Source organism: Streptomyces sp. KR80 (assembly GCF_052245555.1).
Classification (GTDB): domain Bacteria; phylum Actinomycetota; class Actinomycetes; order Streptomycetales; family Streptomycetaceae; genus Streptomyces.
On the sequence record NZ_JBQQCD010000006.1, the window covers coordinates 150,473 to 177,422 of the forward strand.

28 protein-coding genes and 2 pseudogenes are annotated in these 26,950 nt (G+C 71.3%); 12 read left to right on the top strand and 18 right to left on the bottom strand.

The features are described from left to right. Positions 1-10: 10 nt before the first annotated feature. Positions 11-497, bottom strand: a pseudogene (locus ACTWQI_RS11790) (pyridine nucleotide-disulfide oxidoreductase); the annotation flags it as partial. Between the two features lie 150 nt (positions 498-647). Here ACTWQI_RS11790 and ACTWQI_RS11795 point away from each other — a divergent pair. After that, positions 648-1,070 (top strand): secondary thiamine-phosphate synthase enzyme YjbQ, encoded by a 423-nt coding sequence (locus ACTWQI_RS11795; RefSeq protein ID WP_443269766.1) that lies wholly within the window; start codon positions 648-650, stop codon positions 1,068-1,070. 39 nt (positions 1,071-1,109) lie between these two features. Here ACTWQI_RS11795 and ACTWQI_RS11800 read toward each other — a convergent pair whose 3' ends face one another. Then, a complete protein-coding gene (locus tag ACTWQI_RS11800; RefSeq protein ID WP_443269767.1) occupies positions 1,110-2,027 on the bottom strand; it encodes a D-alanyl-D-alanine carboxypeptidase family protein in 918 nt (305 codons plus the stop codon). A gap of 192 nt (positions 2,028-2,219) precedes the next feature. Continuing rightward, on the bottom strand, positions 2,220-2,705 hold the full coding sequence (locus tag ACTWQI_RS11805; RefSeq protein ID WP_443269768.1) for an Lrp/AsnC family transcriptional regulator: 486 nt from the start codon (positions 2,703-2,705) through the stop codon (positions 2,220-2,222). A 224-nt stretch (positions 2,706-2,929) separates the two neighbouring features. Between ACTWQI_RS11805 and ACTWQI_RS11810 the strand changes: the two genes are divergently transcribed. After that, positions 2,930-4,435, top strand: a complete 1,506-nt coding sequence (locus ACTWQI_RS11810; protein ID WP_443269917.1) for an FUSC family protein — start codon at positions 2,930-2,932, stop codon at positions 4,433-4,435. A gap of 132 nt (positions 4,436-4,567) precedes the next feature. On the opposite strand, the gene ACTWQI_RS11815 is transcribed toward ACTWQI_RS11810, so the two are convergent. The 5 genes from ACTWQI_RS11815 to ACTWQI_RS11835 form a co-directional block, all read right to left on the bottom strand. Further along, complete coding sequence (locus ACTWQI_RS11815; protein WP_443269769.1) at positions 4,568-5,521, bottom strand: sirohydrochlorin chelatase; 954 nt, start codon at positions 5,519-5,521, stop codon at positions 4,568-4,570. Positions 5,522-5,647: 126 nt separating this feature from the next. Beyond that, a complete protein-coding gene (locus ACTWQI_RS11820) occupies positions 5,648-6,790 on the bottom strand; it encodes an N-acetylglucosamine kinase (protein WP_443269770.1) in 1,143 nt (380 codons plus the stop codon). Between the two features lie 130 nt (positions 6,791-6,920). Beyond that, positions 6,921-7,598 (bottom strand): uracil-DNA glycosylase, encoded by a 678-nt coding sequence (locus tag ACTWQI_RS11825; RefSeq protein ID WP_443269771.1) that lies wholly within the window; start codon positions 7,596-7,598, stop codon positions 6,921-6,923. A gap of 76 nt (positions 7,599-7,674) precedes the next feature. Then, a complete protein-coding gene (locus ACTWQI_RS11830) occupies positions 7,675-8,760 on the bottom strand; it encodes a WD40/YVTN/BNR-like repeat-containing protein (RefSeq protein WP_443269772.1) in 1,086 nt (361 codons plus the stop codon). A 92-nt stretch (positions 8,761-8,852) separates the two neighbouring features. After that, complete coding sequence (locus ACTWQI_RS11835; protein WP_443269773.1) at positions 8,853-9,968, bottom strand: NADH:flavin oxidoreductase/NADH oxidase; 1,116 nt, start codon at positions 9,966-9,968, stop codon at positions 8,853-8,855. 121 nt (positions 9,969-10,089) lie between these two features. On the opposite strand from ACTWQI_RS11835, the gene ACTWQI_RS11840 reads away from it, so the two are divergent. Beyond that, positions 10,090-10,449 (top strand): ArsR/SmtB family transcription factor, encoded by a 360-nt coding sequence (locus tag ACTWQI_RS11840; RefSeq protein ID WP_443269774.1) that lies wholly within the window; start codon positions 10,090-10,092, stop codon positions 10,447-10,449. 10 nt (positions 10,450-10,459) lie between these two features. Here ACTWQI_RS11840 and ACTWQI_RS11845 read toward each other — a convergent pair whose 3' ends face one another. Together ACTWQI_RS11845 and ACTWQI_RS11850 are read right to left on the bottom strand one after the other, a co-directional pair. Next, a complete protein-coding gene (locus ACTWQI_RS11845) occupies positions 10,460-11,818 on the bottom strand; it encodes an FAD-dependent oxidoreductase (RefSeq protein ID WP_443269775.1) in 1,359 nt (452 codons plus the stop codon). A gap of 110 nt (positions 11,819-11,928) precedes the next feature. Further along, positions 11,929-12,585, bottom strand: coding sequence for a DUF305 domain-containing protein (locus tag ACTWQI_RS11850; RefSeq protein ID WP_443269776.1), 657 nt, complete (start codon positions 12,583-12,585; stop codon positions 11,929-11,931). 171 nt (positions 12,586-12,756) lie between these two features. On the opposite strand from ACTWQI_RS11850, the gene ACTWQI_RS11855 reads away from it, so the two are divergent. Further along, the gene (locus ACTWQI_RS11855) at positions 12,757-14,238 is read left to right on the top strand and encodes an LVIVD repeat-containing protein (RefSeq protein WP_443269777.1); all 1,482 of its coding nucleotides are present in this window, start codon (positions 12,757-12,759) and stop codon (positions 14,236-14,238) included. Here ACTWQI_RS11855 and ACTWQI_RS11860 read toward each other — a convergent pair. The 5 genes from ACTWQI_RS11860 to ACTWQI_RS11880 all read right to left on the bottom strand — a co-directional run bounded on the left by ACTWQI_RS11860 (position 14,229) and on the right by ACTWQI_RS11880 (position 17,947). After that, a complete protein-coding gene (locus ACTWQI_RS11860; RefSeq protein WP_443269778.1) occupies positions 14,229-14,876 on the bottom strand; it encodes a TetR/AcrR family transcriptional regulator in 648 nt (215 codons plus the stop codon). The two genes, ACTWQI_RS11855 and ACTWQI_RS11860, sit on opposite strands and share 10 nt — an antisense overlap. Before the next feature lie 194 nt (positions 14,877-15,070). Next, positions 15,071-15,769, bottom strand: coding sequence for a phosphatase PAP2 family protein (locus ACTWQI_RS11865; protein ID WP_443269779.1), 699 nt, complete (start codon positions 15,767-15,769; stop codon positions 15,071-15,073). 55 nt (positions 15,770-15,824) lie between these two features. Continuing rightward, positions 15,825-16,760, bottom strand: coding sequence for a M56 family metallopeptidase (locus ACTWQI_RS11870; protein ID WP_443269780.1), 936 nt, complete (start codon positions 16,758-16,760; stop codon positions 15,825-15,827). 95 nt (positions 16,761-16,855) lie between these two features. Next, positions 16,856-17,413, bottom strand: coding sequence for a DUF5134 domain-containing protein (locus ACTWQI_RS11875; protein WP_443269781.1), 558 nt, complete (start codon positions 17,411-17,413; stop codon positions 16,856-16,858). Positions 17,414-17,560: 147 nt separating this feature from the next. Then, entirely contained in the window at positions 17,561-17,947 is a 387-nt protein-coding gene (locus ACTWQI_RS11880) for a VOC family protein (protein ID WP_443269782.1), read from the bottom strand. 99 nt (positions 17,948-18,046) lie between these two features. On the opposite strand from ACTWQI_RS11880, the gene ACTWQI_RS11885 reads away from it, so the two are divergent. After that, positions 18,047-18,595, top strand: coding sequence for a GNAT family N-acetyltransferase (locus ACTWQI_RS11885; RefSeq protein ID WP_443269783.1), 549 nt, complete (start codon positions 18,047-18,049; stop codon positions 18,593-18,595). A gap of 153 nt (positions 18,596-18,748) precedes the next feature. On the opposite strand, the gene ACTWQI_RS11890 is transcribed toward ACTWQI_RS11885, so the two are convergent. Further along, positions 18,749-19,432, bottom strand: a complete 684-nt coding sequence (locus ACTWQI_RS11890; RefSeq protein ID WP_443269784.1) for a glycerophosphodiester phosphodiesterase — start codon at positions 19,430-19,432, stop codon at positions 18,749-18,751. A gap of 267 nt (positions 19,433-19,699) precedes the next feature. Between ACTWQI_RS11890 and ACTWQI_RS11895 the strand changes: the two genes are divergently transcribed. The 5 genes and pseudogenes from ACTWQI_RS11895 (at position 19,700) to ACTWQI_RS11915 (ending at position 24,040) form a co-directional block, all read left to right on the top strand. Further along, positions 19,700-21,142, top strand: a complete 1,443-nt coding sequence (locus ACTWQI_RS11895; RefSeq protein WP_443269785.1) for a DUF6421 family protein — start codon at positions 19,700-19,702, stop codon at positions 21,140-21,142. A 23-nt stretch (positions 21,143-21,165) separates the two neighbouring features. Then, the gene (locus ACTWQI_RS11900; RefSeq protein ID WP_443269786.1) at positions 21,166-21,921 is read left to right on the top strand and encodes an SDR family NAD(P)-dependent oxidoreductase; all 756 of its coding nucleotides are present in this window, start codon (positions 21,166-21,168) and stop codon (positions 21,919-21,921) included. Next, positions 21,900-22,982, top strand: coding sequence for a threonine aldolase family protein (locus ACTWQI_RS11905; protein WP_443269787.1), 1,083 nt, complete (start codon positions 21,900-21,902; stop codon positions 22,980-22,982). Before ACTWQI_RS11900 ends, ACTWQI_RS11905 begins: the two co-directional genes overlap by 22 nt. A gap of 69 nt (positions 22,983-23,051) precedes the next feature. After that, a pseudogene (locus ACTWQI_RS11910) lies at positions 23,052-23,264 on the top strand (transglutaminase); the annotation flags it as partial. Positions 23,265-23,347: 83 nt separating this feature from the next. Beyond that, positions 23,348-24,040 carry a B3/B4 domain-containing protein gene (locus ACTWQI_RS11915; protein ID WP_443269788.1) on the top strand — a complete coding sequence of 231 codons (693 nt, stop codon included), beginning with the start codon at positions 23,348-23,350 and terminating at the stop codon, positions 24,038-24,040. 37 nt (positions 24,041-24,077) lie between these two features. Here ACTWQI_RS11915 and ACTWQI_RS11920 read toward each other — a convergent pair whose 3' ends face one another. Further along, on the bottom strand, positions 24,078-24,806 hold the full coding sequence (locus ACTWQI_RS11920; protein WP_443269789.1) for a lysophospholipid acyltransferase family protein: 729 nt from the start codon (positions 24,804-24,806) through the stop codon (positions 24,078-24,080). Between the two features lie 166 nt (positions 24,807-24,972). Then, entirely contained in the window at positions 24,973-25,380 is a 408-nt protein-coding gene (locus ACTWQI_RS11925; RefSeq protein WP_443269918.1) for a DUF4395 domain-containing protein, read from the bottom strand. Between the two features lie 83 nt (positions 25,381-25,463). Between ACTWQI_RS11925 and ACTWQI_RS11930 the strand changes: the two genes are divergently transcribed. Both ACTWQI_RS11930 and ACTWQI_RS11935 read left to right on the top strand, forming a co-directional pair. Beyond that, positions 25,464-25,877, top strand: coding sequence for a TlpA family protein disulfide reductase (locus tag ACTWQI_RS11930; RefSeq protein WP_443269790.1), 414 nt, complete (start codon positions 25,464-25,466; stop codon positions 25,875-25,877). 256 nt (positions 25,878-26,133) lie between these two features. Next, positions 26,134-26,919: an electron transfer flavoprotein subunit beta/FixA family protein gene (locus ACTWQI_RS11935; RefSeq protein WP_443269791.1), complete on the top strand. Its 786-nt coding sequence runs from the start codon at positions 26,134-26,136 to the stop codon at positions 26,917-26,919. Positions 26,920-26,950: the final 31 nt, after the last annotated feature.

The following is a 26,950-nucleotide window of genomic DNA, read 5'->3' on the forward strand; positions in this document are numbered from 1 at the left end:
GAGGACGGCGTCACGCGGCGGGCTCGGCGGCCGGACGCGGGGCGTGTCCGCCGCGCCTGAGCTGCGCCCGGATCTCGCGTACGGCGGTGCGGCCGAACCGGTTGGCCCCGACGGTGCTGGCCGACGGCCCGTAGCCGACCAGGTGAACCCGAGGATCGCGCACCGCGCGCGTCCCCTCGACCCGGATGCCGCCGCCCGGCTCGCGCAGGCGCAGCGGCGCCAGGTGGTGGATGGCGGCCCGGAACCCCGTGGCCCACAGGATGGTGTCGGCCACCACCGTGCGGCCGTCCGCCCACCGGCTTCGGCCGCACCCGGGCCCCACCCGGAACACCGGAGGGCGCCGTGTCACCCACGTGGTCTCCGCCGCCACCTCCGCGATCTCCATCAGATGCTGTACGGCCGAGGTGCCGCCGCCCGAGAACGGTCTCCTGGCCCGGGTAGCGGGGCCAGAACGGGCGGTCCCAGGTGCCCGTGGCGTTGATCAGCGCGCGGGTGGCCAGCGCCTGCGACTACGACCTCGACCGGGGTGCCGGAATCTTCCGGCCCGCCTCGCAGGGCCCCGCACGTCGGCCACGGCGTCCGAGAGGACGGACCATGGTGCTCGAAACCTGGACGCGTGGTCCCCGTACCTGGGGGAGGATGGTGGCATGTCCGAGGCCTTCACCACGCGCATGATCGATGTCGTCACGGGCTCCTCCGAGACGGTGCACGATCTGACGGCGATCTGCGCGGAGTTCCTGCGCGAGGCGGCCGGCGGCCGCGACGGGCTGCTCAATGTCTTTGTGCCGCACGCGACGGCGGGCGTCGCCCTGATCGAAACCGGTGCCGGCAGCGATCATGATCTGCTGGCCGCGCTGCACTCGCTGCTCCCCGCCGACGACCGCTGGCAGCACCGCCACGGCAGCCCCGGCCACGGCCGGGATCACGTGCTCCCCGCGATCGTCGCCCCGCACGCGACGCTGCCCGTCATCGGCGGACGGCTGGAGCTCGGCACCTGGCAGTCCGTATGCCTCGTGGACACGAACCGCGACAACGCGGACCGCCAGGTGCGACTGTCCTTCCTGGGCTAGGTGCTGTCCGGCCGGAGAGCACCTCACGCGAACCGCGCGTCAGTCGCGCTGCGCGCCCTGCGGCAGCGTGCGCAGCTTCATCGACGATTTGGTGCCGTACGCCCAGTCGAGCATCTTCTTGGCGTCCGTGTACCGGTTGGAGTCGTTCAGGACGACCCCGGCGATCGCACGGCCGCCTCGCTTGGCGGCGAACACCAAGCACGGTCCCGCGACCGTACCGGTCCCGGTCTTGATGCCGATCGCGCCGCGGTACGAGCCCAGCAGCTTGTTCGTGTTGTACCAGGTGTAGGTGCGGCCGTTGGTCGCCTTCTGCTTGGTGCTCGCCGCCTTGACGACCGTGCCGAAGGTGGCGCTCTTCAGGGCGTGCCGCGCCAGCTTCGCCAGGTCGCGAGGCGTCGAACGGTTCCGGCCGCTCTGTGATATGCCGTCGAACGAGTCGAAGTCCGTCTTCGACATGCCCAGTTGATCGGCCCTCTTGTTCATCTTCGCGATGAACGATTTGGTGCGGGCGGCCATCGTGCTGCCCGTTCCGAAGGTGTCGGCCAGCGCGTACGCGGCGTCGCATCCCGACGGCAGCATCAGCCCGTAGAGCAGCTGTCGCACGCTCAGCTTGTCGCCCGTGCGCAGGTCCGCCGTGCTCGCGCCGTTCCGGGTCACGTAGTCCCGGTACCCCTGCTTGACGGTGACCTTCCGGTCCAGATTCACGCCCCGGGTGTCCAGCACCACGACCGCGGTCATGATCTTGGTGGTGCTGGCCATCTGCCGCTGCGTGTCGGGGCTCTTGCTCCACAACTGCTTGTTGGGACCGCTGTCGAGCAGAAACGCGCCCTTGGCGGTGATCCCCGACGGGCCGCCGGCGGCCTGCGCGGTGCCTGTCGGCACCAGAACCGACACGGCGGCCGCCGAGCCGACGACCGCCACCCCCCACCGGCGCACCGGTCTACCCCCTGTGGTCATCTACACTCCGTTTCCTTAGGTTTTCGCATGGCCGGCGCTCATGATTACGCCGCCCGCACCGGGAGATTACGGCAGGTGACGGCGGCTCAGCGCATCTGGGCGGTCCCGCGCAAGCGGTGTCGGCGGCGAACGCGTCCGCACCGCCGCCCTGCTGAATGCCGAGGAGGCGCAGCCGAAGGGCACCGGCCGGGGTCACCGAGTACGGGCGGAAGCCCGGCCGACCTCTGCGACCAGCGGCAGCATCCGATGCGGGACGCGCTCGCGGAGCGCCACCTCGGTACGGGTCCGCACCACGCCCGGCAGCTGGATCAGCCGCTGGATGACGTCCTCGAGATGGACGTTGTCGCGAGCGACGACCCGGGTCATCAGATCTCCGCCGCCGGTGATGGAGAACGCCTCGATGATCTCCGGAAGCTCCGCGAGTGCGTCCCCCACGTCGTCGAGATGCCCCTGGGTGACCTCGATGTGCACGAAGGCGAGCACCGGGTGGCCGAGCGCGGCCGGGGAGAGCCGGGGACCCGAGCCGGTGATGACCCCGGTCCGCTCCAGCCGGTCGAGCCGCGCCTGCAGGGTGCCACGGGCGATGCCGAGGACCCGGGCGCACTCGCGCATGCTCGTGCCGGGCTGCTCCAGCAGCAGTCGCAGGATCCGTGCGTCGAGCGCATCCACGTCCGCCATGGGCCATCGGCCCCCTTCCGGTCGCGCTTCCGTGCCCATAACTGTACCGATGGCCCAGTTCATTCCTCGCGAGTTGAGCCATCGATGCAGCGGATGCTTTCCTGGGGCCATAGATGGTGTTGCCCCACGCTGCGCGTCGGACGGCGAGGAAGCCGATTCCGTACACCGCAGCGCTTTGTCATGTCCGAGTGGGTGTAAGGGGCGGGAGAACCGCGGTGAAGAGGATGTTCGTGGCTCCGGACCCGGGGCTGCTGCGGCTGCGTACGTCGCTGCGCGCCGTAGTCGGTGTCGGCCTCGCCGTCGGGACAGCCGAGCTCTGCGGCCTTTCGCTTCCGGCCTCGATCATCGGCGGCCTGGCCGCCCTGCTGGCGCTCTTCGTCGTCGGCGATCCGACCGTGCGGCGGCAGGCGGTCACCACCATCCTGCTCCCCGCCGTCGGCCTCCCCGTGCTGGCGCTGGCCACCGCGCTGCACGGCAGTCCCGAACTGCGCGATGCGGCGTTCCTCGCCGTCGTCTTCGGCGGGGTCTACGCCCGGCGCTTCGGGCCACGCGGTCATGCGCTGGGGGTCTTCGCGTTCATGATGTTCTTCGCCGCGCAGTTCCTCCAGCCGGCCCCGGGTCGGCTGCCCGAGCTGTGCGCGGCCGTGCTGATGGCGCTCGGCGCCTCGTCCGCCATGCGCTTCGGCGTCTGGTGCATCGAGCGGCGGACCCCGCCGCCCGCGGCGCCGGCGCCACTCGGCGGACGCGGACTCGCCCGCCCCACCACGCGGCAGGCGTTCCAGTGCACCCTCGCCTGTGCGCTGGCGCTCGCCATCGGTCAGGGCCTCTCCGACGAGCGCTGGTACTGGGCCGTCGGCACGGCCTGGTGGATCTTCGTCAACACGGCCTCGCGGGGTGAGACCCTGATCCGCGGCTTCCGCCGGGTGGTGGGCACCGTGGCGGGTATCGCGGCGGGGCTGGTGGTCGCCGTACCGCTGCACGGGGTTCCGGGGCCGACCGCCGCCCTGGTGGCCGTCTGCGTCTTCGGGATCTTCTACACCGCCGCACCCTCGTACAGCTGGATGATGTTCTTCGTGACCGTCATGGCCGGGCTGCTCTACGGGCTCCTCGGTGTGCTGCACCCCGGCCTGCTCGCCCTGCGCTTCGAGGAGACGGTGGTCGGGGCACTCGCCGCCGCGCTCTCTGTCGCCGCCGTGCTGCCGATCACCACGCATGCGGCGACCGACGCCTGGATCCAGCGCGCGCTGCTGTGCGTACGGCAGTGCACCGCGGAGGCGGCCCGGCGGCTGGCCGGCGACGAGGCGTCCGACCCCGTGCAGCGCGTCGCCGAACTGGAGCTGCTACTCGGACGGGTACGCACCTCCCTGGCCCCTCTCGTGCACCCGCTCAACCCCCTGAAGGCACGCAAGGCCCGCGCGCGGCGGGTCCTGGAGCTGCTCGACGACTGTGCCCGGGAGATGCGAGGCCTGGCCGAGGTGGCGGCCGACCCGGACGCTTCGCACGACGCCCGGCTGACCGCCGCCTGCCTCCGGGTGGCGGCCGCAGTGGAGGCCCTGGTGGCGCCGGCCGAGCACCGTACGGCCCTCACCTCAGTCCCGGCGGCCGAGCCGCACCCGCACCACCCCGGCGTCGAGCGGGCCCTGGCCCATCTTCACGGTCTGGAGACGGCGCTGGCCGGGCTGGCCGCGCCCCTGCGAAGCAATCCGCGCGCCCCGCTCGCCTCGCCTTGAGCGCTACGGGCCCGCGGCCGGTGCCGTATTGGGGCTGGCGCGGTGGCTGTGGGCCGGTACGACGAGGGCCGGTGTCCGTGCTGCGGGACACCGGCCCTCGTGCCGTAGTGGGCGGGCTGGGTCAGAGGCCCGTCACCGGACCGGGGAGCCCAGGGTGAGCTGCGGAGCAATGCCGAGGACCGTCGCGTACTTCGCCAGCACCAGCTTGCCGATCGCGGGGTAGGCGCCCAACGCGTCGGCCGCCGCGCACCCGGCCTCCTCCGCGGCCGTCCTCAGCAGGCTCTGGGCGATCTCCGGGCCGATCAGGTACGGGGCGAGCGCCAGCTGCGCCGAGCCGGAGCCACGCAGCTGCTCGGCGGCGCGGGCGACCGCGCCGTCCACGTCCAGGGCCGCGGCCAGCACCGGCACCGCGAGGCGGGCGGAGAGCAGCATGCCGGTGATGCCGGCCGCCTGCTCGGCCTCTTCACCACCGACGGTCGCCAGGACGATGCCGTCCGCGGCGGTCGCCACGGTGAACAGGCGCGCCCGGTCGGCGCGGGCGAGACCGGCCTCGGACAGCCGTACGTGCAGGGCCTCCGCCAGGAGCGGGTGCGGGCCGAGTACATCGGTCAGCTCGGCGACCGTGCGGCTGTTAGCGACGGCCTGGCGTATCCGGCGCATCAGAGCGGCGTCCGGGCCGGCCAGCAGCGGGACGACCACGGCGACGGGGCCGTCGTCGGGCTGCGGCGCGGCCACGGGCTCGGTCTCCCCGGACTCCAGGGCCGCGAGCTCGGCGGCGCGTGCGGCGCGGGCGGCACGCTCGGCGGCGGTGGCCGCGAGCACGGCCTCCACCGACGGGAACTCCTGCCCGTCCCCGTCCACGTAACCGATACGGGCGTCGAGGCCGGGCAGCTCGGAGCGCGCGATGCTCACGACCTCCTCGGCCAGGCTGCGCGCGCCGTCCCCAGGGGTGCCGGGCACGGCGAGAACGAGCGCGGGCGCCCCCTCGGGAGCAGCCAGCGGCTCCGGTCTGCGGTGCCGCCCTGGCTGGCGGGGACGCGGCATTCGAACGGGCAGGCCGGACGCGGGCCCTGTGGGGTGGCTCATGGCGTCGCATGGTAACCCCTAGGGCGGCTCGGTTGTTCGGGGAGGGGGCAGCTGTGCGGTTTACGTCCCGATTTATTCAGAGCTGCGCCCTGGCTGGTGGGCGCTGAAAAGTTGAGTGCCTCGGCCTCAAGTGTCCGACGGATCCTGATACGGCAGATGCAGTAGCCGGCCGTCGACCGGCAGGACCAGGTTCCCCTTCGCGAGGGCACCGGCGATGCACAGCGCACCGTCGAGCGAATCACCGGCCGCCTCGACGCGGCGTGCGTACGGCAGCTGTCGCGCCAACTCGGCGCGGAGTGGGGCCAGCAGCGGTTCGCCGATCCGCAACAGGCCGCCGGTGAGGGCGACTTCGCCCCCTTCGCCGGGCGGGCAGACGGCGGCCGCGGACTCCGCGATGGACCGGGCCGCCTCCGCCAGGATGCCCGCCGCGACGGTGTCGTGGGCGGCGCACCGGGCGACCTCCGGGGCGAATGACGCGAGCAGGGCAGCCCGGTCGGTGCGGGGATACAGCTGCTCCGGGAGCCCGGGCGCCGGGCCGAACACCGCCTCCAGAGCGGCCAGCAGCGGCGTGGAACCCCTGGCGCGGCCGTCGTACGCACGCAGCGCGGCCTCCAGCCCGGCCCGCCCGATCCAGGCGCCTGAGCCGCAGTCGCCGAGGAGGTGGCCCCAGCCGTCGGCGCGCCGCCACTCGCCGTCGGGAGCCCCGGAATCGGATCCTTCCCGCCCCTGCTCCGTAGCGCGGTATCCCGCGCTCCCATCCTCTGTCCCCGGCGTCCCGGGACCTGCCCCCGGTGATCCGAGGCGGCCGCCTCGCCGGCCTGGTCCGACCGGTGTGTTGAGCATCGCGCCGAGCGCGATCAGGCCCGTGCCGGCGGCCACGACCGCACCGGGGCGCTGGCCCAGTGCGCCCGCGTAGGCGGTGACCGCGTCGGCGGCGAGGGCCAGCCGCCGCACGCCGAGGGATTCGGCCAGTGCGCCGGGAAGTACGGCTCGCAGATCTTCCCCGAGTGTGGCCATGCCGGCGGCGCCGACGGCGACCGCCGCCGGCTCGGCGGCGCCGACCCGGTCGAGGAGGGCCCGGGCGGCGGGCAGCACCTGCTCCAGCAGGTGTCCGGCGTCGATCCCGGACGGGCCGGTACGTACCGGCTCCCGGGACACCACCGTGTCGAGGGGCTTCACGTCCCCGGCGCGGGCGAGCCCCACCCGCACGCCCGACCCGCCGGAGTCGACGCCGATGACCCACGTGGGCGGCGCGTTCCAGGCCGTCATGAGCCTGCGGGGCCGACACCGTGCCCGGGGCGTCGGCGCCATCGCGGAGCACCTGCCCGGCCGCATCGGCCGATCGACCTGCCGTGGGGCAGCTGAGCCCGCGAGCGAGGGCTTCGCCGTGGCGGAGCGCTCACGGCAGCCGCCAGTCCACGGGCTGGGTCCCCTGGCGGGAGAGCAAGTCGTTGGCCCGGCTGAAGGGGCGCGAGCCGAAGAAGCCGCGGTCGGCGGACATGGGGGAGGGGTGGGAGGACTCGACGACGGGCAGACCGCCGAGCAGCGGGCGGAGGTTGCGTGCGTCCCGGCCCCACAGGATCGACACCAACGGCCGTCCGCGGGCGGCGAGCGCCCGGATGGCCTGCTCGGTGACGTCTTCCCAGCCCTTGCCACGGTGCGCCGCGGGTTTGCGGGGGGCGGTGGTGAGCGCCCTGTTGAGCAGCAGAACGCCCTGGTGGGTCCACGGCGTGAGATTGCCGTTGGACGGTCTGGACACACCGAGATCGCTCTGCAGCTCGCGGAAGATGTTCTCCAGACTGCCGGGAAGCGGACGCACCTCCGGTGCCACCGAGAAGCTCAGCCCCACCGCATGCCCCGGTGTGGGATAAGGATCCTGGCCGACGATCAGGACCCGCACCTCGTCGAACGGCTGCTGGAACGCACGCAGCACATTCGCACCCGCGGGTAGATAGGTCCGGCCCGCGGCGATCTCGGTACGCAGGAAGTCGCCCATCGCGGCGATCCGTTCGGCAACCGGCTCCAGGGCCTTCGCCCAGCCCGGCTCAACGATCTCATTCAACGGTCGTGCAGCCACGGAGCGTCACTCTACTGGCTCAGCGGCCCTTCTCCTCAACTGATCGCGGCCCATGACAGCGGTGACGAACGGCGGTTCAGGCGATGACGGCGGTCCGAACGCACAGCACGTCCGGCAGGTGGGAGGCGATCAGCTGCCAGCTGTCCCCGTCGTCGGCGCTGGCGAAGAGCTCGCCGTTGCGGTTGCCGAAGTACACCCCCGCGGGGTCAGCGTCGTCGACGCACAGCGCGTCCCGCAGCACCGTGCCGTAGTGCGGGCCCTCGGGCAGTCCCGCATGCAGCTCCTGCCAGCTCGCTCCCGCGTCCTCCGTGCGGTAGACCCGGCACCGCCGCCCCGCGGGAACCCGGTCCTCGTCGGCGTTGAGCGGGAACACGTAGGCGACATCGGGGCGGTGCGGGTGGGCGGCCACGGGGAAGCCGAAGTCGGACGGCAGACCCTCGCCGATCGACGTCCAGGTCGCGCCGCTGTCGTCGCTGCGGTAGACGCCCCAGTGGTTCTGCAGATACAGCCGGTCGGGGTCTCCCGCGTCCTGTGCGATCTTGTGCACGCACTGGCCGAAGTCCGGGTACCGGTTGGGCAGGAAGACCGCCTGCACCCCGGAGTTGGACGGCGCCCAGCTCGCTCCGCCGTCCTGAGAGCGGTACACCCCGGCGGCCGACACCGCGACGGTCACCGCATCGGCGTCGCGCGGATCCGTGATCACCGTGTGCACGGCCTCCCCGCCGCCGCCCGGCATCCAGTCCTTCCGCGTCGGGTGCTCCCACAGTGCCCGCACCAGCTCGAAGGTCTCGCCGTCGTCCTCGGAGCGGAACAGGGCACCCGGTTCGGTGCCTGCGTACACCACGCCCGGCGCCGCGGGCCCGGCCGGGTGCAGCTGCCAGACCCGTTCGAGCGAGGCACCGGTGTCCTGCGGGAACTTGATCGCCGGCTGCTGGGGCTCCAGCCAGGTCTTTCCGAGATCGTCGGAGTGGAACACCGACGGCCCCCAGTGCGAGTTGGTCCCTCCGGCCAGGAGCCGCGGCGTACTCCGGCGCCTGTCGATACCGATGGAGTAGACCGCCTCCGCGTTGAAGTGCGGGCCGTCGAACTCCCAGGCTCCGTCACGCCGCCTGCCGACGAAGAGCCCTTTGCGCGTGCCTACCGCGAGCAGTACATCGGCCATCGCCGACCACCTCCGGGACGCCGTTGTCGAGGTCAAGGGCCAGTCTGCACCCACCCACTGACAACGGCGCCCGGACGCGCCGTCGCAGCAGGTCAGGCGGCGCGATGGTACTGCTGCGGGGAGCTGACCACACCGCCCAGCTCGCGTGCCGCCTGGCGCGCGAAATAGGGGTTCCGCAACAGCTCACGGCCCAGGAGCACGGCATCCGCCCGCCCGGACGCCACGATCTTTTCGGCCTGCCGCGGCTCGGTGATCTCCCCGACGGCGGCAACCGGCAGACTTGTCTCCACCTTGACCCGCTCCGCGAACGGCACCTGATAGCCGGGGCCGGTCGGGATCCGCACTCCGGGGGCGTTGCCCCCGCTGGAGACGTCGAGCAGATCCACCCCGTGCGCCCGCAGGTCCGCCGCGAACCGCACGGTGTCGTCCACCGTCCAGCCCACCCGGTCGTCCGGCCCTGCTTCCGAAGTCGGACGAGTCTCCGTCAGCCAGTCGGTGGCCGAGATCCGGAAGAGCACCGGCAGTTCGGCGGGCCACACCGATCGCACCGCGTCGACGACCTCGAGCGCGAACCGCGTCCGGTTCTCGTACCCCCCGCCGTACGCATCGGTGCGGTGGTTGGTGTGCGGGGACAGGAACTCGCCGATCAGATAGCCGTGCGCCCCGTGCACCTCGACGACCTGGAAGCCGGCTGCCAGCGCCCGTCGCGCGGCGTCCGCGAACTGCTCGATGATCTCGGTTATCTGATCTGTTGTCAGCTCGTCCGGCACCGCATGTCCCGCGGCGAACGGCAGCGGGCTCGGCGCCACCGGCTGCCAGCCGTGCCGGTCCGCACCGACCGGCGCGCCCCCCAGCCAGGGCAGGTCCGTGGAGGCCTTGCGTCCGGCGTGGGCGATCTGAATACCCGGAACCGTGCCCTGCTCCCCGAGGAAGGAGGTGATCCGCCGGAAGGCGGCGAGCTGCGCGTCGTTCCAGATCCCGAGGTCGGCGGGGCTGATCCGGCCCTCCGGGCTGACCGCCGTGGCCTCGACCAGGATCAGCCCGGTTCCGCCGGTGGCCCGTGCCGCGTAGTGCGAGAAGTGCCAGTCGTTTGGAACGCCTGCGTCCGGCCCGAAGACTTCGGCGGAGTACTGGCACATCGGCGCCATCCAGAGGCGGTTGGGGATGGTCAAGGACCGCAGGGTGTAGGGCTCGAAGAGTGCGCTCACGGCGGGATCCCTCTCTCGTCTCGGCCGGGTCACGGCTCCTACGATAGGCATCGTAGTACGGCGAATGTCAAACTACGAGGAATCTCGTACAATGGCCTCGGGAGACGAGGAGGCCGCCGCCATGACGATCGCCACGAGCACGCAGCCCAGCCGCACGCTGGATCACCCGACGCGCGATCAGATCCGGCTGGAGGAGGTGCTGCACGCGCTGTCAGACCCGATGCGGCTTCGGGTGGTCCGCTGCCTCGCGCAGGGGGACCAGGAGCTCTCCTGCTCGGTCTTCGACCTGCCGGTCAGCAAGTCCACCACCACGCACCACTTCCGGGTGCTGCGCGAAAGCGGCGTGATCAGCCAGACCTACCGCGGCACCGCGAAGATGAACGGACTGCGCCGCGCCGATCTCGATGCGCTCTTCCCCGGGCTGCTCGACAGCGTCCTGGTGGCTGCCGACCGCCAGGCGGACCGGTACGGGGAGGCCTGAGAGCGGGCTCTCAGGTCCGGCGGCCGCCCCGCGCCGCGCTCAGCAGCCCCGCCCAGTCCGGGATCTTGACGGTGGTCCGGCCCAGCGAATGTCCCAGCGCGACCTCCGCCGCCTCGATGGCTTGCCAGCCCGACCAGTCCACCGGATCCTGCCCCAGGCGCCGCAGCGCCTCCCGCGGATCGTCGGACACCTGCCGCCTCATCAGCGCATCGGCGTCGGCGAGCAGCGACGCCGCGGTCTCCTTGGCGCACGGCCGGTTGGTGCCGATCACGCCGGTGGGTCCCCGCTTGATCCATCCGGCGACGTACTCGCCGGGCGAGGGCGCGCCGTCGCGCAGTATCCGCCCTGCCGTGTGCGGCACCGTCCCGCGCTGGGGATCGAAGGGCAATCCGGGCAGCGGTACGCCCCGATAGCCGACGGACCGCAGGACCAGCTCGGCGGGGATGTCCTCGAAGGCGCCCGTTCCCACGACGCCGCCGTGCCCGTCGGGCATCGTCCGCTCGAACCGGACCCCTCCGACCCGCCCGCCGCCGGGGGCCTCCAGCACTGCCACAGGACGCAGGAAGAACCGCAGGGTGAGGCGGCGGTCCCGACCTTGGGGCGGGAGGCCGGCCCAGCCGCGCAGCACCTCCACATTGCGCCGGTTCACCGCCGGCAGCCCGGAGGGGTCGGCGAACGCCGGGTCCAGGACCAGGTCCGCGGGATCCACGACGACCTCCGCGCCCGGCAGTGCGCCCAGCTCCCGCAGCTCCTTGGTGGTGAACTTCGCCTGGGAGGGCCCGCGCCGTCCCACCATCTGCACCTCGCGCACCCGGCTCTCCGCCAGTACGCCGAGCGCCGCCTGCGGCACATCCGTGGGTCGCAGCTCGTCCGCGCCCCGCGCCAGGATGCGGGTCACGTCCACCGCGACATTGCCCACGCCGATCACCACCGCCGAGCGCGCGCCCAGCAGGAAGCCGTTGACCGCGGCGTCCGGATGGGCGCTGTACCAGGAGACGAACTCGGTGGCGGAGAAGCTGCCGGGCAGCTCCTCTCCAGGGATGCCCAGCCGGCGGTCGGTCGCCGCGCCCACGCAGTAGACCACCGCGTGATACATGTCCCGCAGCTGCTCGGTGCCCAGCCCGCCGGTGCCGATCTGCACATGGCCGAGGAAATCGACGCGGGGGTGCTCCAGCACGGTGCGCAGATTCCGCTGCAGCGATTTGATCTTCTCGTGGTCGGGCGCGACGCCGTACCGCACCAGCCCGTACGGGCAGGGCAGCCGGTCCAGTACGTGCACATGCACATCCGGTACGGCCTGCTGCTCGACGAGGGACTGGGCGGTGTACACCCCGCTCGGTCCTGAACCGACGACGGCGACGCGAAGCACGGAAGGCTCCTTCCCGCAGGATGCTTCCAGCATCGCACCGGGGACGGCGGGACGGGAGATGCCCTGCCGGGCACGCCACAGGAGGTCCGCCGATTCCTCAGGACATTCGGCTAGGACATCCCGCGCATCCGGTTGATCTCACTCGTCTGCTGCGCGATGACGTCGCTCGCCATCTCTTCGACCAGCACGTTGTTGCCCTCCGAGAGCACCTCCGCGGCCATGGTGATCGCTCCCTGGTGATGCGTGATCATCAGCTTCAGGAACAGCGCGTCGAAGTCGTCGCCGCGCGCCGCGCGCAACCCGTCGAGCTGCCGCTCGGTGGCCATGCCCGGCATCGACCCGCCGCCGTGGCCGGTGTGGTCCTTCGGACCCCCGTTCTTCTTGAGCCAGGCCTGCATGGCCTTGATCTCGGGTCCCTGTGCCGCCGCGATCCGGGCCGCGAGGCGCCGGATCTTCTGTGAACCGGCCTGCTTCCCCGCCACGTCGGTCATCACCAGCGCCTGCTGGTGATGGTCAATCATCCGCTGCACATAGCCGAAGTCTGCCGAGTTGGGGCTGTCGTCGCCGAGAGCCTTCTCCGCGTCCTCCGCAGACAGCGTCTCCGCCGCCTCACCCGGCTTGCCCGGCGCCACAACCGAAGGCCGGTCGTCCGCCTTCGCCGAGGGGTCCGCGTCGGACTCGCAGGCGCCGAGGGCCGGTACCGCGACCGCGAGTGCCGCCACGGCGGTCACTGCACGGAGGCGCGCAGTCGAACGGCGGTGGAACACGGTGACCTCCTGGAAAGTGCGGGTCAGTCGGGTCTGTCTAGCACGCGACCACGGAGCGCTGATCGGAACGCAGCATTACAGCTTGGTTGCATCTATTGATATGTACATGCGACCCGCGATACTGCCGGGATCCGGACCGTTCAATTCCGAACGGACACAAGGGAGGACGCAGTGACGTCGTTGCACACACCCCCAGTGCGGCGCAGACGGCTCGGCGTGGCGGCGGCCGCCTTCGGCCTGATCGCCTCGTTCCTGGCAGCAGGCCCGGCGGCCGCAACGCCCGACCCGGGCGACGCACCCGCCGAGAAGCGCGTGAGCAAGGGCCAGGCGGCCGAGACCCGGACCGCCATCACCAGCGGTGAGATACCCGGCGTGGACGAAGTCGTCCACAGCGATAACGTGACCCACCTCGCCAACATCCCCAAGGACGCTCTCAAGGGGACCAATTCGGACCTCGCCTTCCAGGGCAGGTACGCCTTCGCCGGCAACTACGACGGCTTCCGCATCTTCGACATCCGTAACCCCAAGTCGCCGGAGACCGTAAGCCAGGTCCTGTGCCCCGGCGCCCAGAACGACATCTCCGTCTCCGGTGATCTCCTCTTCCTCTCCACCGACTCCTCGCGCAATGACAACTCCTGCAACAGCACCACGCAGCCGGCGAACGAGAAGTCCTCCTGGGAGGGCATGAAGATCTTCGACATCAGCGACAAGCGGAACCCGAAGTACGTCGCTGCCGTCGAGACCGCCTGTGGCTCGCACACCCACACCCTGGTGCCCGAGCGCCGCAACATCTACGTCTACGTCTCCTCGTACTCACCGAACGAGGCATTTCCCGACTGTCAGCCACCGCACGACGGCATCTCGATCATCAAGGTGCCGCGACGGGCACCTGAGAAGTCCGCCCTCGTCAACTTCCCGGTCCTCTTCCCGGATGGCGGCAATCCGGGCGGCCCCGCCAACCCGGGCGTCTCGAAGACCACCGGCTGCCACGACATCACGGCCTTCCCGAAGCTGAAGCTGGCCGCCGGCGCCTGCATGGGCGACGGCGTCCTGCTGGACATCTCGGAGCCTGCCGCCCCGAAGGTGATCGACCAGGTCCAGGACAACGTCAACTTCGCGTTCTGGCACTCGGCGACCTTCAACGAGCGCGGCAACAAGGTGGTCTTCACCGATGAGCTCGGCGGCGGCGGCGCGGCCACCTGCAACGAGCGGACCGGCCCGAACCGCGGCGCCGACGGCATTTACGACATCGTCGGCGGGGGGACCGAGCGCAAGCTCGCCTTCCGCAGCTACTACAAGATCCCGCGGCACCAGGCCGACACCGAGAACTGCGTCGCCCACAACGGCTCGCTGATCCCGGCGAGGGGCCGCGACATCATGGTCCAGGCCTGGTACCAGGGCGGCGTGTCGATCTGGGACTTCACCGACTCCTCGAAGCCGGAGGAGATCGGCTACTTCGAGCGCGGCCCGCTCTCCACGGACATTCTCACCGGCGGCGGCTCGTGGTCCGCGTACTACTACAACGGCCACATCTACTCGAACGACATCTCCAAGGGCTTCGACGTCCTGAGGGTCGCCGACCGGCGGACCGACAGCGCCAAATGGCTCCGGCTGCACGAGCTCAACGTGCAGACACAGCCGGACTACCGTTGATCGGTCTGGTGCACCAGCTGTGCCGAGGTCCCGCCGGGCGGTCCGCCACCCGGCGGGACGCCGAGCCCCCACTCCAGCCCGTAGCGCTGGAACAGCTCGGCGCGCAGCCTCGGGAGCGGCATCGGCGCGCCCGGGAGCAGCAGCGCGACCACTGCACCCATCAGCAGCGCACGCAGCATCGGATAGTCGGCGTCCGGGTCGGCCGAGCCGTAGCGCACCACCGTGTCCCGGAGCAGGGCGGCGAGCCGCTGCTGCTCCGGGCACTGGATGAAGCCCTCGGCCGTGAGGATGCCCGCCATGTGCGTGCGCATGAGCGTGGGTCGGTCGCGAGCGATCCCCAGGATGGCGTCGATCGCCCGGGCCAGCCGCTCCCTGCCGTCGTCGGTCCGCGGTTCCCGCTCCAGGGCGGCCTCGAGTGTCAGACGCATGAGCCGGTGTACCGCCGACTGCAGCAGCTGCCGCTTGCCGGGGAAGTAGTACGACACCAGGCCCCGGGCCGAGCCGGCCCGGTCGGCGATGTCGGCCAGCGTCGTCGCTTCGTAGCCGCGCTGTCCCACCAGCTCGACGGTCGCCTCCAGCAGCCGCTCACGCGAGCGTCGGCGCAACTCCTCGTTGGCCGCTGCACTTCGCGGGGACATTTGGTAACTCCGGCGTTGACTGGCTCAGAGCCAATATACTCGTGATGTCTCCGGACACCGGCCCCGGATTCGGGACAGTGGTCCGGGACGCTGCCGTCTCGGGCGACGCGGGGGATCGTCCGAGACGGCGGTTCCCGCTCGTAGCGGAACGGGCCCCGCCCCCGGGCGGGTGCCGGTGGTCTCCCCGCCTCCGCTCACGCCCGGCTGGACGATCGTGCCTCACGGTCGCCGCCCGGAGCGCCCCACCGGACGCAGGCAGCGGTCGCCAGCGCCGCCAGGGCCACGCCCAGCAGCCAGCCGCCCAGGACATCGGACAGCCAGTGCACGCCCAGGTACACCCGAGTGAAGCCCACTCCCAGGACCGAGACGACTGCCACCGCGGCGACGGCCCACAGCCACCGCGCTCCCGCTGCGCGGTGCCACAGCAGCCACAGCAGCAGGGTGCACGCCAGGGCCGCGGTCATGGCGTGACCCGATGGGAAGGCTCCGTTCTGGGCCATGTCGACGGGGTCCTGCCAGACCGGGCGCGCCCGTCCGACGGCTAACTTCATGCCCCCCTGCACGAGCCAGCCGATGACCGTCGCGACCAGGACGATCACTGCGGTCATCGAGTCGCCGCGCACCACGAGCAGGGCGGCCACCAGCAGAAGCAGCACGCGCATCGTCGCCGGGTCCCAGACCCAGTCCGTCAGCGCCTGGTTGGCGTCTGCCCAGCCGGGGTGGTCCACCGCCGAGCGGTGCAGACCGTGGGCGACCGTCCGGTCCGCCGACATCAGGGGCGCCCACTCCGCCACGACGAGCCCGAGCAGGGCGGTGTACGCCAGGCCGCAGGCCACTGCCGTCCACAGATACGGGAGATACCAGGCCGGTGAGCGAAGAGATGACGCGTCCATGGGGACGATCTTCGCGGATGGCCGGATCAGAAGGCCATCCGAACACCCCACGCCCCTAGAACAGCTGGCCGAGCGCGGGCACCAGGGTCACGACGAGCGGCACCACCGGCACGAGCGCGGCCGCGGCGGTCAGCCTCAGCCGTCGGGCCGGAGCGAGCCGCGGCGCCGCGGCCAGCAGTCGGTCCACCCGCCGCGGGACCTCGGCCTGGGCCGTCGGGCACGGGCCGAACACCCCTCGGTCCTCGTTGAGTTCGACCAGCGCCAGCGCGATCGTCAGCCGCCCGAACCGGCGCGAGGCGACGTCGTCAGCGGCCAGTTCGACCAGCCGGTGCATCTGGTCGCGGAAGGCAGCGAACATCGGCACCTGCGGGAATCCGCCCGCGAGCGCCGAGGAGCAGTGCAGCAGCCATGCGTGGCGGGCCCGCGCATGGCCCTGCTCATGGGCCAGTACGGCGTCCAGCTGGCGCCGGTCGAGCCGCCGGAGAGCAGCGGTGGTGATGACCAGCCGCGGCGCTGCACCCGGCAGCCACCAGGCGTCCGGTCGCTCGCCCTCCAGCACGCAGAGCCGGTCCTCGGCGGGCGCCTCGCCCGGCATCCGCGGGGAGCGGGCGAGCAGTTCCGCGCGCTGCTGCTGGCGCTTGGCGCGCGCCGCCCAGACCTCGCGGGTGAGCATCGTGGCCGTCCACACTCCGCCGCAGGCCAGCAGGGCGGCCACGGTCCCCGCCCACGGACCGTATCCCTGCAGGGCGTACGCCTCGACGACACCGCGCGGAGCCGGAGCGAACACCTGCCCGCGGACGGCCCCCCAGGCGGCGGCCGCGCTGAGCGCCATCGCCAGCGCACAGCAGAGCAGCACCGCTCCCACCACGCACTGCCACACCCACAGAGCCAGCACCGGCTCGCGGTCCGGCCACTCGGCCCGCGCCATCAGACGCGGGGCGACGACCGCGGCCAGCCCGCCGAGAGCCAGCAGCGCGAGCGGGAGCATCATGGTCGCCAGCCTACGAGGGGGTGGCTACCGGCGGGTATGACCCCGACCGCGAAGTGACGCAGACCACGGATTCGGAACTGAACGGTGCAGGTCCGTCAGACCGTCAGCAGCATGGCGAACGTCCCGATCCCCATCGAGACCCGGCACGCCGTCGCCACCTCCGGGCGCTCCACCCAGCCCGTGCCCGGGGCAGCCGGGCCACCGTCGGCCGTCGCCCCGAGCGGCACCATCCGGACGCCCGTGCGGAGCACGTACACCGCGAAGTACGCCAGCAGCAGACCCGTCAACAGGGGTATTCCGTCCGCAGGTTGGACGGCGGAGTGGTGGCCGCCGGCACCGCCCGAGAGTGCCATGTGGACCATCGCGACGGACCCCAGGGCGTGGTGCAGATGGTGCACTCCGGTGCGAACGAGCAGCAGCCCCCGCAGCGCCGCCGTGGCGAACACCACCACGAACGCCGACGACATCCAGGCCTGCGGATCCGCGGCCAGCACGGGAACCGCCATGGCCGCCATGCCCAGGCCCATGATCGCCTCGCCGCCCGCGTGCCGACGCACCTCCGGGTTGCGGGCGCGGGTGCGCATCAGGCAGTACAGCCCGCTGGCGCCGCACACCGCGACCATCAGCCAGCCGACCAGCGGCGGTCCGTGCACAGCGCACCTCCGTGTCCGGCAGGGAACACGCCGGGAGGATGCCCCGGGGTGCCGCCGCACACGGGAGCGCACGGGCGCACCGGGGGAGCGCGGCGGTGCGACGTTTCGGCGGGGCCTGCGCTGTGACGCCACCCCGGACGGCAGAGGTCACGGCCGATAGCGCAGGGGATGGTCCTCGGGGACCTCGACGACCGCGATCCGTACGCCGTCCGGATCGGAGATCCACATCTCCACGAGACCCCAGGGCTCCTGCTTGGGCTCCCGCAGGATCTCCACGCCGCGAGCGGCCAGCTCCTGGTGTGCGGCCACCGCGTCGGCGACCTGCAGCCACAGCTGGAGCCCGGGGGAGGGAGGAGCGTCGGACCTCCCGGACACCTCCAGGAAGCCCCCGCCGAGGAAGTAGACCGTCCCTCGCTCCGGCCCGGTCCCGAATTCGCGGTAGACCGCGAGTCCGAGGGCCTCCCCGTAGAAGGCCCGCGAGCGCTCGGGATCAGTGGGCCGCAGCAGGATCCGACTGCTCAGAACATGCACCATGCACCGCTCCTTGCGCACGAGTGCCCGCGGTAAACCCGCAGGAGGGGCTTGTTAGCCTCATAGCCCCCGGCCAGGCCGGACGAGAGGAGCCCCGCCGCCATGGACACCGCCCCGGCCAGCGATGCCGAACTCACCTTCCGGGACGCCACCGAAGCCGACGTCCCGGCGCTCGTCGAGCTCATCGAATCGGCGTACCGCGGCGACGTCAGCCGTACCGGATGGACCACCGAGGCCGATCTGCTGGACGGGCAGCGGACCGACCCCGAAGGCGTGGCGGTCGTGGTGCGGAGTGCGGACAGCCGGATGCTCGCCGTGGAGCAGGACGGCGAGCTCGTCGCCTGCTGCCAGCTGGAACACCGGGGCACGCACGCGTACTTCGGCATGTTCGCGGTCCGCCCGCGACTCCAGGGCGGCGGGCTCGGCAAGGTGATCATCGCGGAGGCGGAGCGGAGCGTCCGCGCCGGGTGGGGTGTCCGCGAGATGCACATGACCGTGATATCGGCTCGTGACGACCTCATCGCCTGGTACGAGCGCCGGGGTTACCGCCGCACCGGGAAGATGAGCCCGTTCCCCTACGGCGACGAGCGCTTCGGCATCCCGCTCCGCGCCGACCTGCAGTTCGAGCTGCTCGTCAAGGAGCTGGACTAGGTCTGCCGGACGAGGTCCGCGGCGGCGGACCGTCGCCACGGCAGCGTCCTCCCGTGAGGCTCACGACAGTGGCGAGGAGGACGCTGCGGACGTGCGACACCGACGCCGCTGTGGAGTGCTAGGCCCTGTCCGGCGTGATCGGCCGGACAGGGCCTAGGCGGTGAAGCGGCTGGTGCGCTTGACCTCCGGGAAGTCCGTCGTCGCGCCGTCCAGACCGAGGGCGCGCACCAGCCGCAGGTGGTCCGGGGTGTTGACCACCCACCCGATGACCCCCAGCTCGGCCGCCCGGGCGAGCTCCACGATCTCCAGGGTCAGCCGACGGATGTTCAGGACCAGCGTCTTGGCGCCCACCGCCCGCGCGCGGTCAATGGCCTCGGTCCCGTAGCGGCTGGCCACGAGAGCCGTACGGACCTCGGGCAGCAGCCGCCGGATCTCCGCCAGGGCCTCGTCGTGGAACGAGAGGACCTCCACCCGGCCCATCAGGTCTCGGCGGGTCATGACGTCGGCGAGCGCCCGTGCCGCGGCCACGTCCTTGATCTCCGCCTGGAGAGGTGCCTTCACTGCGTCGAGGACCTCCTCGAAGACCGGGATGCGCTCACCCTCGCCCGCATCCAGCTCACGAAGCTCGGCGAGGGTGAAGTCGGCGATCGGGCCCTTGCCGTCGGTCGTACGGTCCACGTCCGCGTCGTGCATCACCACGAGCGCGCCGTCCTTGCTCAGATGAAGATCCAGCTCGATGACGTCCAGGCCCTCGCGGTCTGCGCGGACGAAGGACCTCAGCGTGTTCTCCGGCTCGATGCCCATCACTCCGCGGTGTCCGATGGTCAGGAAAGTCAAGGCTGTCTCCATTCCGGTGTCCGTCCGGCGGGCAGTCCCGCAGCCTAACGGGACGGGCCGCCCCGGGCGCCCCGGCCGCGCTGGTTTCCCGTGCGTTTAGACAGCGGCAGGCGTGGGGCGCCGGACCTCCGGGTACGGGTGCCCTGCAGGAAAAACGTCGGTGTAGATAGGTGGCCTGCAGGATAATTTCCGGCGGCTCGGCTTGAGTGAGAGATCCTCATCTGGATACGGTGTCCGAACGAGAGGTTCTCCCGTGGAAGGTGGGCTATGACGGAAATTCTTGTGCAGGGCCGCAAGGGAGGCGGCGCTCCTTCCGCCGAGCGTGTCGTCGACCACGCTTCCTGGCCCGTCCTCAAGGGTGCCGTGGAAGAGATCCGCCGCTGGCAGTCCAAGGACGGGTCGATCGACTTCGAAGCCGAGGGCGCGCCCGCCCGGGCCACGGTGGAGCTCGCGCTCGACCGGGCCATCTCGGCGATCGAGGACCTCTCCCCGCTGCTGCCGCACGACGCGGAATATCACCGCGCCCTGGTCACCGACTTCCGCCGCTGGGCCGACGCCGGCTTCGCCGTGCCGGACTTCCTGGACTCGCTGCTCTCCTTCCAGCCCGCGCAGCAGCGCGCCGACGGCCTCCAGCACCTGGTCGTCTTCCCGATGTACACCCAGAACGGCAACCCGAACCGCAACCTCGAGGCTGTCGTGCTGCGCGTCGTCTGGCCGGACTGGCTCGCCGAGCTGGAGCGCACCCGCTTCGACAACCCGATGTTCCTCGGCATCACCTTCGAGGACTTCACCGGCGGCTACGACACCAACTCGGCGGTGCTCTTCCCGGAGACCATCGCCGTCCGCGAGGCCCCTGAGCGCTTCACCTGGGGCGCCATCTTCTGCGACCGCGAAGCCGCCCGCTTCCGCAAGGTCACCGAAGCCGCCGTCGACATCCTGCGGCTCGAGCTCCCCGAGGACATCCGGGAGATGATCGGCGACCAGCGGCGCTGCCAGCAGGCGTTCGTGCTCTGGGACATGGTGCACGACCGGACCCACAGCCACGGCGATCTGCCGTTCGACCCCTTCATGATCAAGCAGCGCCAGCCGTACTGGATGTACGGCCTGGAGGAACTGCGCTGCGACCTCACTGCCTTCAAGGCGGCCGTGAAGCTCGAGGCCGAGGGCTTCGCACAGGCTCGTGATGTGCAGTACGCGGTGATCTTCGACCGGATGTTCCGCTTCCCGGTGACCGGCGAACGGGTCCGCAACTACGACGGTCTCGGCGGCCAGCTGCTGTTCGCCTACCTCCACCGGCACGACGTCGTACGCTGGACGGACAACACCCTGCACATCGACTGGGACCGCGCCCCGCAGGTCACCAACCAGCTCTGCGCCGAGATCGAGAAGCTCTATCGCGAGGGGATCGACCGCCCCAAGCTGGTCCACTGGTTTGCCGCGTACGACCTGGTCTCGTCGTACCTCGCTCCGCACCCCGGGTCCACCTGGGCCAAGGGCCCCGACGCTCTCGACCTGACCCAGCCGCCGCGCAAGCTCGTGGACGACGTGCTTCCGGACGAGTTCCCGCTCAGCATGTTCTACGAGGCACTCGCCAAGAAGCTCAAGGGCGTGATCGCCTCGACGAAGGGGATCACGGCGCAGAGCGCCGCATCGACGAGCGGTGCAGGACCAGCGCCGGCGAAGCCGACGGTTACGGCGGGCGCCGCGTGAGCCAGTCCGGAGAGGCGACGACCATGACGATCAACGGTAAGGGGTCCCTCGACGGCGCGGTGGTCGCGGTCGCCGGAGCCGGCGGGCCTGCGGGGCGGGCGGCACTGCTGCGCCTCGCCCAGGCGGGTGCCACCGTCGTCGGTTCCGACGCCGACGCCGAGCGGCTCGCAGAGGCCGTCGACGCGGCCCGTTACGCCCACGGCGGCGCGACGGTCACCGGCGACATCGTGGACCTCCTCGACCTCGATGCGACCCGCGAATGGGCGGCCCGTATCGAGAAGGAGTTCGGCCGGGTCGACGGCCTGATCCACCTCGTCGGCGGCTGGCGCGGCAGCAAGACCTTCGCCGACGCACCCCTCGCCCACTGGGACACGCTGCACGACCTCCTCATCCGGACGGTGCAGCACACCTCGCTGGCCTTCCACGACGCCCTCGAGCGCGCCGGCAACGGACGCTATGTGCTGATCAGTGCGGCCGGGGCGAGCAAGCCCACGGCCGGCAACGCGGCCTACGCCGCGGCGAAGGCCGCCGCCGAGGCCTGGACGCTCGCGCTCGCCGACGCGTTCCGGAAGGAGGGGGGCGAGGCCGGCCCCAAGGCGGCGGCTGCCATCCTGGTGGTGAAGGCGTTGGTGCACGACGCGATGCGCGCCGAACGCCCCAATGCGAAGTTCGCGGGCTTCACGGACGTCAAGGACCTGGCGGACGCCATCGTCGGTGTCTGGGACCGGCCCGCCGAGGAAGTGAACGGAAACCGCCTGTGGTTGACCCCGCGACCGTGACCACCGACGCCCGGCGGCGTCACGACCCCGAGCTGCGCGGCTTCGCCAGTGACAACTACGCAGGAGCGCACCCCGAGGTCCTGGCCGCGCTCGCCCTCGCCAACGGCGGCCACCAGATCGCCTACGGCGAGGACGTCTACACCGAGCATCTGCAGCGGGTCATACGCAGCCACTTCGGCCAGTCCGCCGAGGCCTTCCCGGTCTTCAACGGTACCGGCGCCAACGTCGTCGCCCTGCAGTCGATCACCGACCGCTGGGGTGCGGTGATCTGCACCGACAGCGCGCACGTCCACGTCGACGAGTGTGGAGCCCCTGAGCGCGTCGGTGGGCTGAAGCTGCTCACCGTGCCGACGCCGGACGGCAAGCTCACCCCCGAGCTCATCGACCGCGAGGCGTACGGCTGGGACGACGAGCACCGTGCCATGCCGCAGGTCGTCTCGATCGCGCAGAGCACCGAACTGGGCACCGTCTACACGCCCGACGAGATCCGGGCCATCTGCGAACACGCCCATCAGCACGGCATGCTGGTGCACCTCGACGGGGCACGGCTGGCCAACGCCGCCGCGTCGCTGGATCGGCCGATGCGAGCCTTCACCAACGCCGTGGGGGTGGACATCCTGTCCCTCGGCGGCACGAAGAACGGCATGGTCTTCGGTGAGGCCGTGATCGTCCTGAACCCAGGTGCGGCGCGGGCGATGAAGCATGTGCGCAAGCTGTCCATGCAGCTCCCGTCCAAGATGCGCTTCGTCTCCGCGCAGTTGGAGGCCCTGCTCGCCGGCGATTTGTGGCTGCGCAACGCCCGGCACGCCAACACGATGGCCCGCCGGCTCGCCGAAGGGGTCCGCGGAGTGGGCGGTGTGGAGATCGTCCACCCCGTGGAGTCCAACGCGGTCTTCGCGACCCTGCCGCACGACCTCGCGGAGCGGCTGCAGAAGCGCTACCGCTTCTACGTCTGGGACGAGGCGGCCGGAATCGTCCGCTGGATGTGCTCCTTCGACACCACGGAGGCGGACGTGGACGGGTTCGTCGCCGCCCTCGCGGAGGAGATGGGTCGGCGGTAACTGCATGAGTATGCACTCTGCTGTAATTCGAATGACCCTGGTCGGGCGGATCCCTACGCTTCCGATGCCATGGAGCTGACGCAGGAAGTCCCGGACCTGTCCGGGTACCTCGCCGCCGACGAGGTCATCGATCACGAGCACCCGCTGGTGCGTGAGACGGCGGCCCGGCTCCGGGCGCGGTCCGGCGACGCATACGCATACGCCAAGGTGGCCTACGAGCACGTACGCGACACCATCCCGCACTCCGCCGACAGCGGAGCCATGCGCGTCACATGGCGCGCCTTCTGAAGGCCCTCCAGGACGCGACCGACCGGCCGCACCTGTTGCGGTTGCTCCCCACCGCCCTCTGAGGACGAGGACAGTGCATGACACTCTCCCTCACCGTCTCCGACGAGGTCCGCGCCATCGTGCCGAGCTTCGTGCACCTCGCCGTCGAGGCGCGCGGCCTGACCAACGGCCCCAGCGACGCGCACACCTCGGGGCTGCTCAACGCGGCCGCCCGTCGGCTCGCCGAGCGGCTGGGCGGGCGCGCCTTGCACGAGGACCCGCACATCGCCGCCTGGCGCGCCGCGTACACCGCGTTCGGGTCCAAGCCGTCCCGCACCCGCAACTCCGCCGAGGCGCTGGCCCGGCGCGCCCTCGCGGGCGGCGAGCTGCCGCGCATCAACCGCCTCGTCGACCTCTACAACGCTGTCAGCGTCGCCCACCTCATCCCGGTCGGCGGCGAGGACATCGATCACATCCGGGGCGGGATGCGGCTCGTACGAGCCGTGGGCGACGAGCGGTTCGCGACCGTGGCGGGCGGCGAGCCGGCCGTCGAGCACCCGGACCCGGGCGAGGTCGTCTGGTGCGACGACGAGGGCGTGACGTGCCGCCGGTGGAACTGGCGCCAGGGCGTACGCACTCGGCTGACCGACGCGTCCGTCAACGCGGTCTTCCTGCTGGAGCGGCTCGAGCCGATGACGTTGGGCGAGCTCGACGCCGCTGGTGCCGAACTCGCCGAGTCACTGGCGAAGTTCAACCCCGGCGCGGAGATCGAGGTCCACGGGGTCGCTTAGGGCGCGGGCGGCTAGGCCCTGTCCGATCGGACAGGACCTAGTCCCGTTCCCGGCCGACGGACTCCGCCGGGGCGGGTGCGGTGCCCCCGAGGTGGGCTGGAATCCACCAGGTGTCGTCCGGGCCCTTGGGGCGTACGGGGTAGGCACGCTGGCAGGCCTCGAGCAGATCCTGCACGCGGCCGCGCAGCCGGGAGGTAACGCTCATCGCTGTCTCACCCGGATCGGCGGCCAGCGGCTCGCCCACTCGCATCGTGATCGGTATGTGGTTGCGGCCGAGGTTGCGCGGGCGGCCCTTGGTCCACAGGCGCTGGGTCCCCCACAGCGCCATCGGCAGCAACGGGACCCCCGCCTCCTGCGCCAGCCGGGCCGCGCCCGACTTGAAGTTCTTGAGGGTGAAGGACGGCGAGATCGTCGCCTCCGGGAAGACCCCGATGATCTCCCCCGAGCGGAGCGCCTTCAGGGCGTGCACGTAGGCGTTCTCTCCTTGTGAGCGGTCGACCGGGATGTGCTTCATCGCGCGCATCAGGGGACCGGAGATCTTGTGCCGGAAGACCGACTCCTTCGCCATGAAGCGCACCAGGCGTTTGGCGGGGAGGGCGGTGAGCCCGCAGAACACGAAGTCCAGATAGCCGATGTGATTGCTGACCAGGACGGCCCCGCCGCGCCGCGGTATGTGCTCGGTGCCCTGGATGTCGAAGCGCAGGTCGAGCACTTTGAACATGGTGCGCGCGACGCCGATCACCGGTGGGTAGACGAGCTCTGCCATGCGGGGGACCCTTCTGCGCGGCCTGGGGAGGGTTCTCCCGGGGAAGTTACGCGGCCGTAGGTATGCGGCTCTGGCAGATCGTGCCTGATGCGTGGGCCCCCCGGCCAGCTCGCGGGCGGCCTCGGCAGGAGATTCTCGTCACGTCGGTCCGATACCTGACGCCTCGTCAGCCGACCGTGCGGCGTAGCAGAAGGTACATTTCGCAGCCCAAGCAGTAGGCAAAAGCCGCATTGAGGAAGGCCGCGGCAAGGGCGCACCCCGTGGCGGCCATCCCGAGCCACTCCGGCCCGACGACGTAGCCGACCAGCCCGAGGAGCGCGAAACAGAGGCCGACTCCCTGGGCGAAGCGCGGCGGAGCCGGGTCCTCGAACTCCGTGGGCGGCCCCAGTCGCGGGCGCACCACGGCCCGGAACAGCCAGCCGTACGGCGAGCGTCCCACCCCGGCCACCGTCCCGAGCGCGAAGCACAGCGCCTGCCACGCCAACAGCCATTCGCTGCCGGAGATCAGCACGGCGGCCAGCACGACCGTGGTCACGGCCGCTCCGAACCTCGGTCCTCGTACGTCGATGCCCACGGTCATGCCGACCAGCATGTCGCAACCCCGCGGACTGGACGCCGCGGGAATTCTTGCGGTCTCGTGAACGCTGCCAGTGGACGATGACGGGCCTGATGGTGTGTGTGGCGGTGCTCGCGGCGGCGAGCGTCTTCGGGCTGCTCCACAAGCGATGGAATGGACGGTTGACGGTGCGCGGTCGCGACGGCGAGACGCGGCTGAGTGCGGCGGAGCTGGGCCAGGCCCTCGGGGAGCGGGCGACGCTCGTGCAGTTCTCCAGTGCCTTCTGTCAGCCCTGCCGGGCCACTCGGCGCACCCTGGCGGACGTCGCCGGGATGGTTGAGGGCGTGGCTCATGTGGAGCTCGACGCCGAGGCCAACCTGGAGCTCGTACGGGGCCTGCGGATCCTTCGCACGCCCACCGTCCTGGTGCTCGACGCGGACGGCAGGGTCGTCCGCCGCGCCTCCGGACAGCCGCGCAAGGCGGATGTCATCGCAGCCCTCGGAGCGGCGATCTGACCGGGCTCCGCTCGACTGGGCGTGAACGCCCTCCGGGACTGAGCCGTCCCGGTTACGGAGCGTTGGCAAGGTCACACTCCGCCGCCCTTGCTCAGCGGGAATCGGGGGAGTGTACTGGCGAGTAATATGGGCCGAAGAGCGGGCCGCCCCAACCGGGATTCATCCCGAAAGGCGCCTATGCTGCCAGCAAGAAGGCAGGCCCCTGGCCTTCGGCATGGGGGACGCCCCGAAGTGACGATGCAGTAGGAGAGCCGGCGTGAGCTTGAGGATCGTTGTCTGTGTGAAGTACGTGCCTGACGCCACCGGCGACCGGCACTTCGCCGAGGACCTGACCACCGACCGCGAGTCGGTCGACGGCCTGCTGTCCGAGCTCGACGAGTACGCCGTCGAGCAGGCCCTCCAGATCGCCGAGGCGGCCGACGACGCGGAGATCACCGTCCTGACGGTCGGCCCCGAGGACGCTCGCGACGCACTGCGCAAGGCGCTCTCCATGGGTGCGGACAAGGCCGTCCACGTCGAGGACGACGACCTGCACGGCACCGACGCGCTGGGCACCTCCCTGGTCCTCACCAAGGCCATCGAGCACACCGGATACGACCTGGTGATCTGCGGTATGGCCTCGACGGACGGCACCATGGGCGTGCTGCCGGCGCTCCTCGCCGAGCGGCTGGGCGTTCCCCAGGTCACCCTGCTCTCCGAGGTTTCCGTGGCGGACGGCAAGGTCACCGGCCGCCGCGACGGCGACGCCGCGACCGAGCAGCTCGAGGCGTCCCTCCCGGCGGTCGTCTCGGTGACCGACCTTTCCGGTGAGGCCCGCTACCCCTCCTTCAAGGGCATCATGGCCGCCAAGAAGAAGCCGGTGGAGACCCTGGACCTGTCCGACCTGGGCATCGACGAGGACGAGGTCGGCCTCGAGGGCGCCTGGACCACGGTCGACGCGGCCGAGCAGCGCCCCGCCCGTACCGCCGGCACGGTCGTCAAGGACGAGGGCGAGGGCGGCAAGCAGCTGGCCGCCTTCCTCGCGGAGCAGAAGTTCATCTGACCGCAGTCACGAGAGCCGGAACCACCCCGGC

Coding starts and splice junctions, on each gene's coding strand:
- ACTWQI_RS11795 (WP_443269766.1), top strand. CDS start 648: ATGTCCGAGGCCTTCACCACGCGCATGATCGATGTCGTCACGGGCTCC.
- ACTWQI_RS11800 (WP_443269767.1), bottom strand. CDS start 2,027: ATGACCACAGGGGGTAGACCGGTGCGCCGGTGGGGGGTGGCGGTCGTC.
- ACTWQI_RS11805 (WP_443269768.1), bottom strand. CDS start 2,705: ATGGCGGACGTGGATGCGCTCGACGCACGGATCCTGCGACTGCTGCTG.
- ACTWQI_RS11810 (WP_443269917.1), top strand. CDS start 2,930: ATGTTCGTGGCTCCGGACCCGGGGCTGCTGCGGCTGCGTACGTCGCTG.
- ACTWQI_RS11815 (WP_443269769.1), bottom strand. CDS start 5,521: ATGAGCCACCCCACAGGGCCCGCGTCCGGCCTGCCCGTTCGAATGCCG.
- ACTWQI_RS11820 (WP_443269770.1), bottom strand. CDS start 6,790: ATGACGGCCTGGAACGCGCCGCCCACGTGGGTCATCGGCGTCGACTCC.
- ACTWQI_RS11830 (WP_443269772.1), bottom strand. CDS start 8,760: ATGGCCGATGTACTGCTCGCGGTAGGCACGCGCAAAGGGCTCTTCGTC.
- ACTWQI_RS11840 (WP_443269774.1), top strand. CDS start 10,090: ATGACGATCGCCACGAGCACGCAGCCCAGCCGCACGCTGGATCACCCG.
- ACTWQI_RS11860 (WP_443269778.1), bottom strand. CDS start 14,876: ATGTCCCCGCGAAGTGCAGCGGCCAACGAGGAGTTGCGCCGACGCTCG.
- ACTWQI_RS11865 (WP_443269779.1), bottom strand. CDS start 15,769: ATGGACGCGTCATCTCTTCGCTCACCGGCCTGGTATCTCCCGTATCTG.
- ACTWQI_RS11870 (WP_443269780.1), bottom strand. CDS start 16,760: ATGATGCTCCCGCTCGCGCTGCTGGCTCTCGGCGGGCTGGCCGCGGTC.
- ACTWQI_RS11880 (WP_443269782.1), bottom strand. CDS start 17,947: ATGGTGCATGTTCTGAGCAGTCGGATCCTGCTGCGGCCCACTGATCCC.
- ACTWQI_RS11885 (WP_443269783.1), top strand. CDS start 18,047: ATGGACACCGCCCCGGCCAGCGATGCCGAACTCACCTTCCGGGACGCC.
- ACTWQI_RS11895 (WP_443269785.1), top strand. CDS start 19,700: ATGACGGAAATTCTTGTGCAGGGCCGCAAGGGAGGCGGCGCTCCTTCC.
- ACTWQI_RS11900 (WP_443269786.1), top strand. CDS start 21,166: ATGACGATCAACGGTAAGGGGTCCCTCGACGGCGCGGTGGTCGCGGTC.
- ACTWQI_RS11915 (WP_443269788.1), top strand. CDS start 23,348: ATGACACTCTCCCTCACCGTCTCCGACGAGGTCCGCGCCATCGTGCCG.
- ACTWQI_RS11920 (WP_443269789.1), bottom strand. CDS start 24,806: ATGGCAGAGCTCGTCTACCCACCGGTGATCGGCGTCGCGCGCACCATG.
- ACTWQI_RS11930 (WP_443269790.1), top strand. CDS start 25,464: ATGACGGGCCTGATGGTGTGTGTGGCGGTGCTCGCGGCGGCGAGCGTC.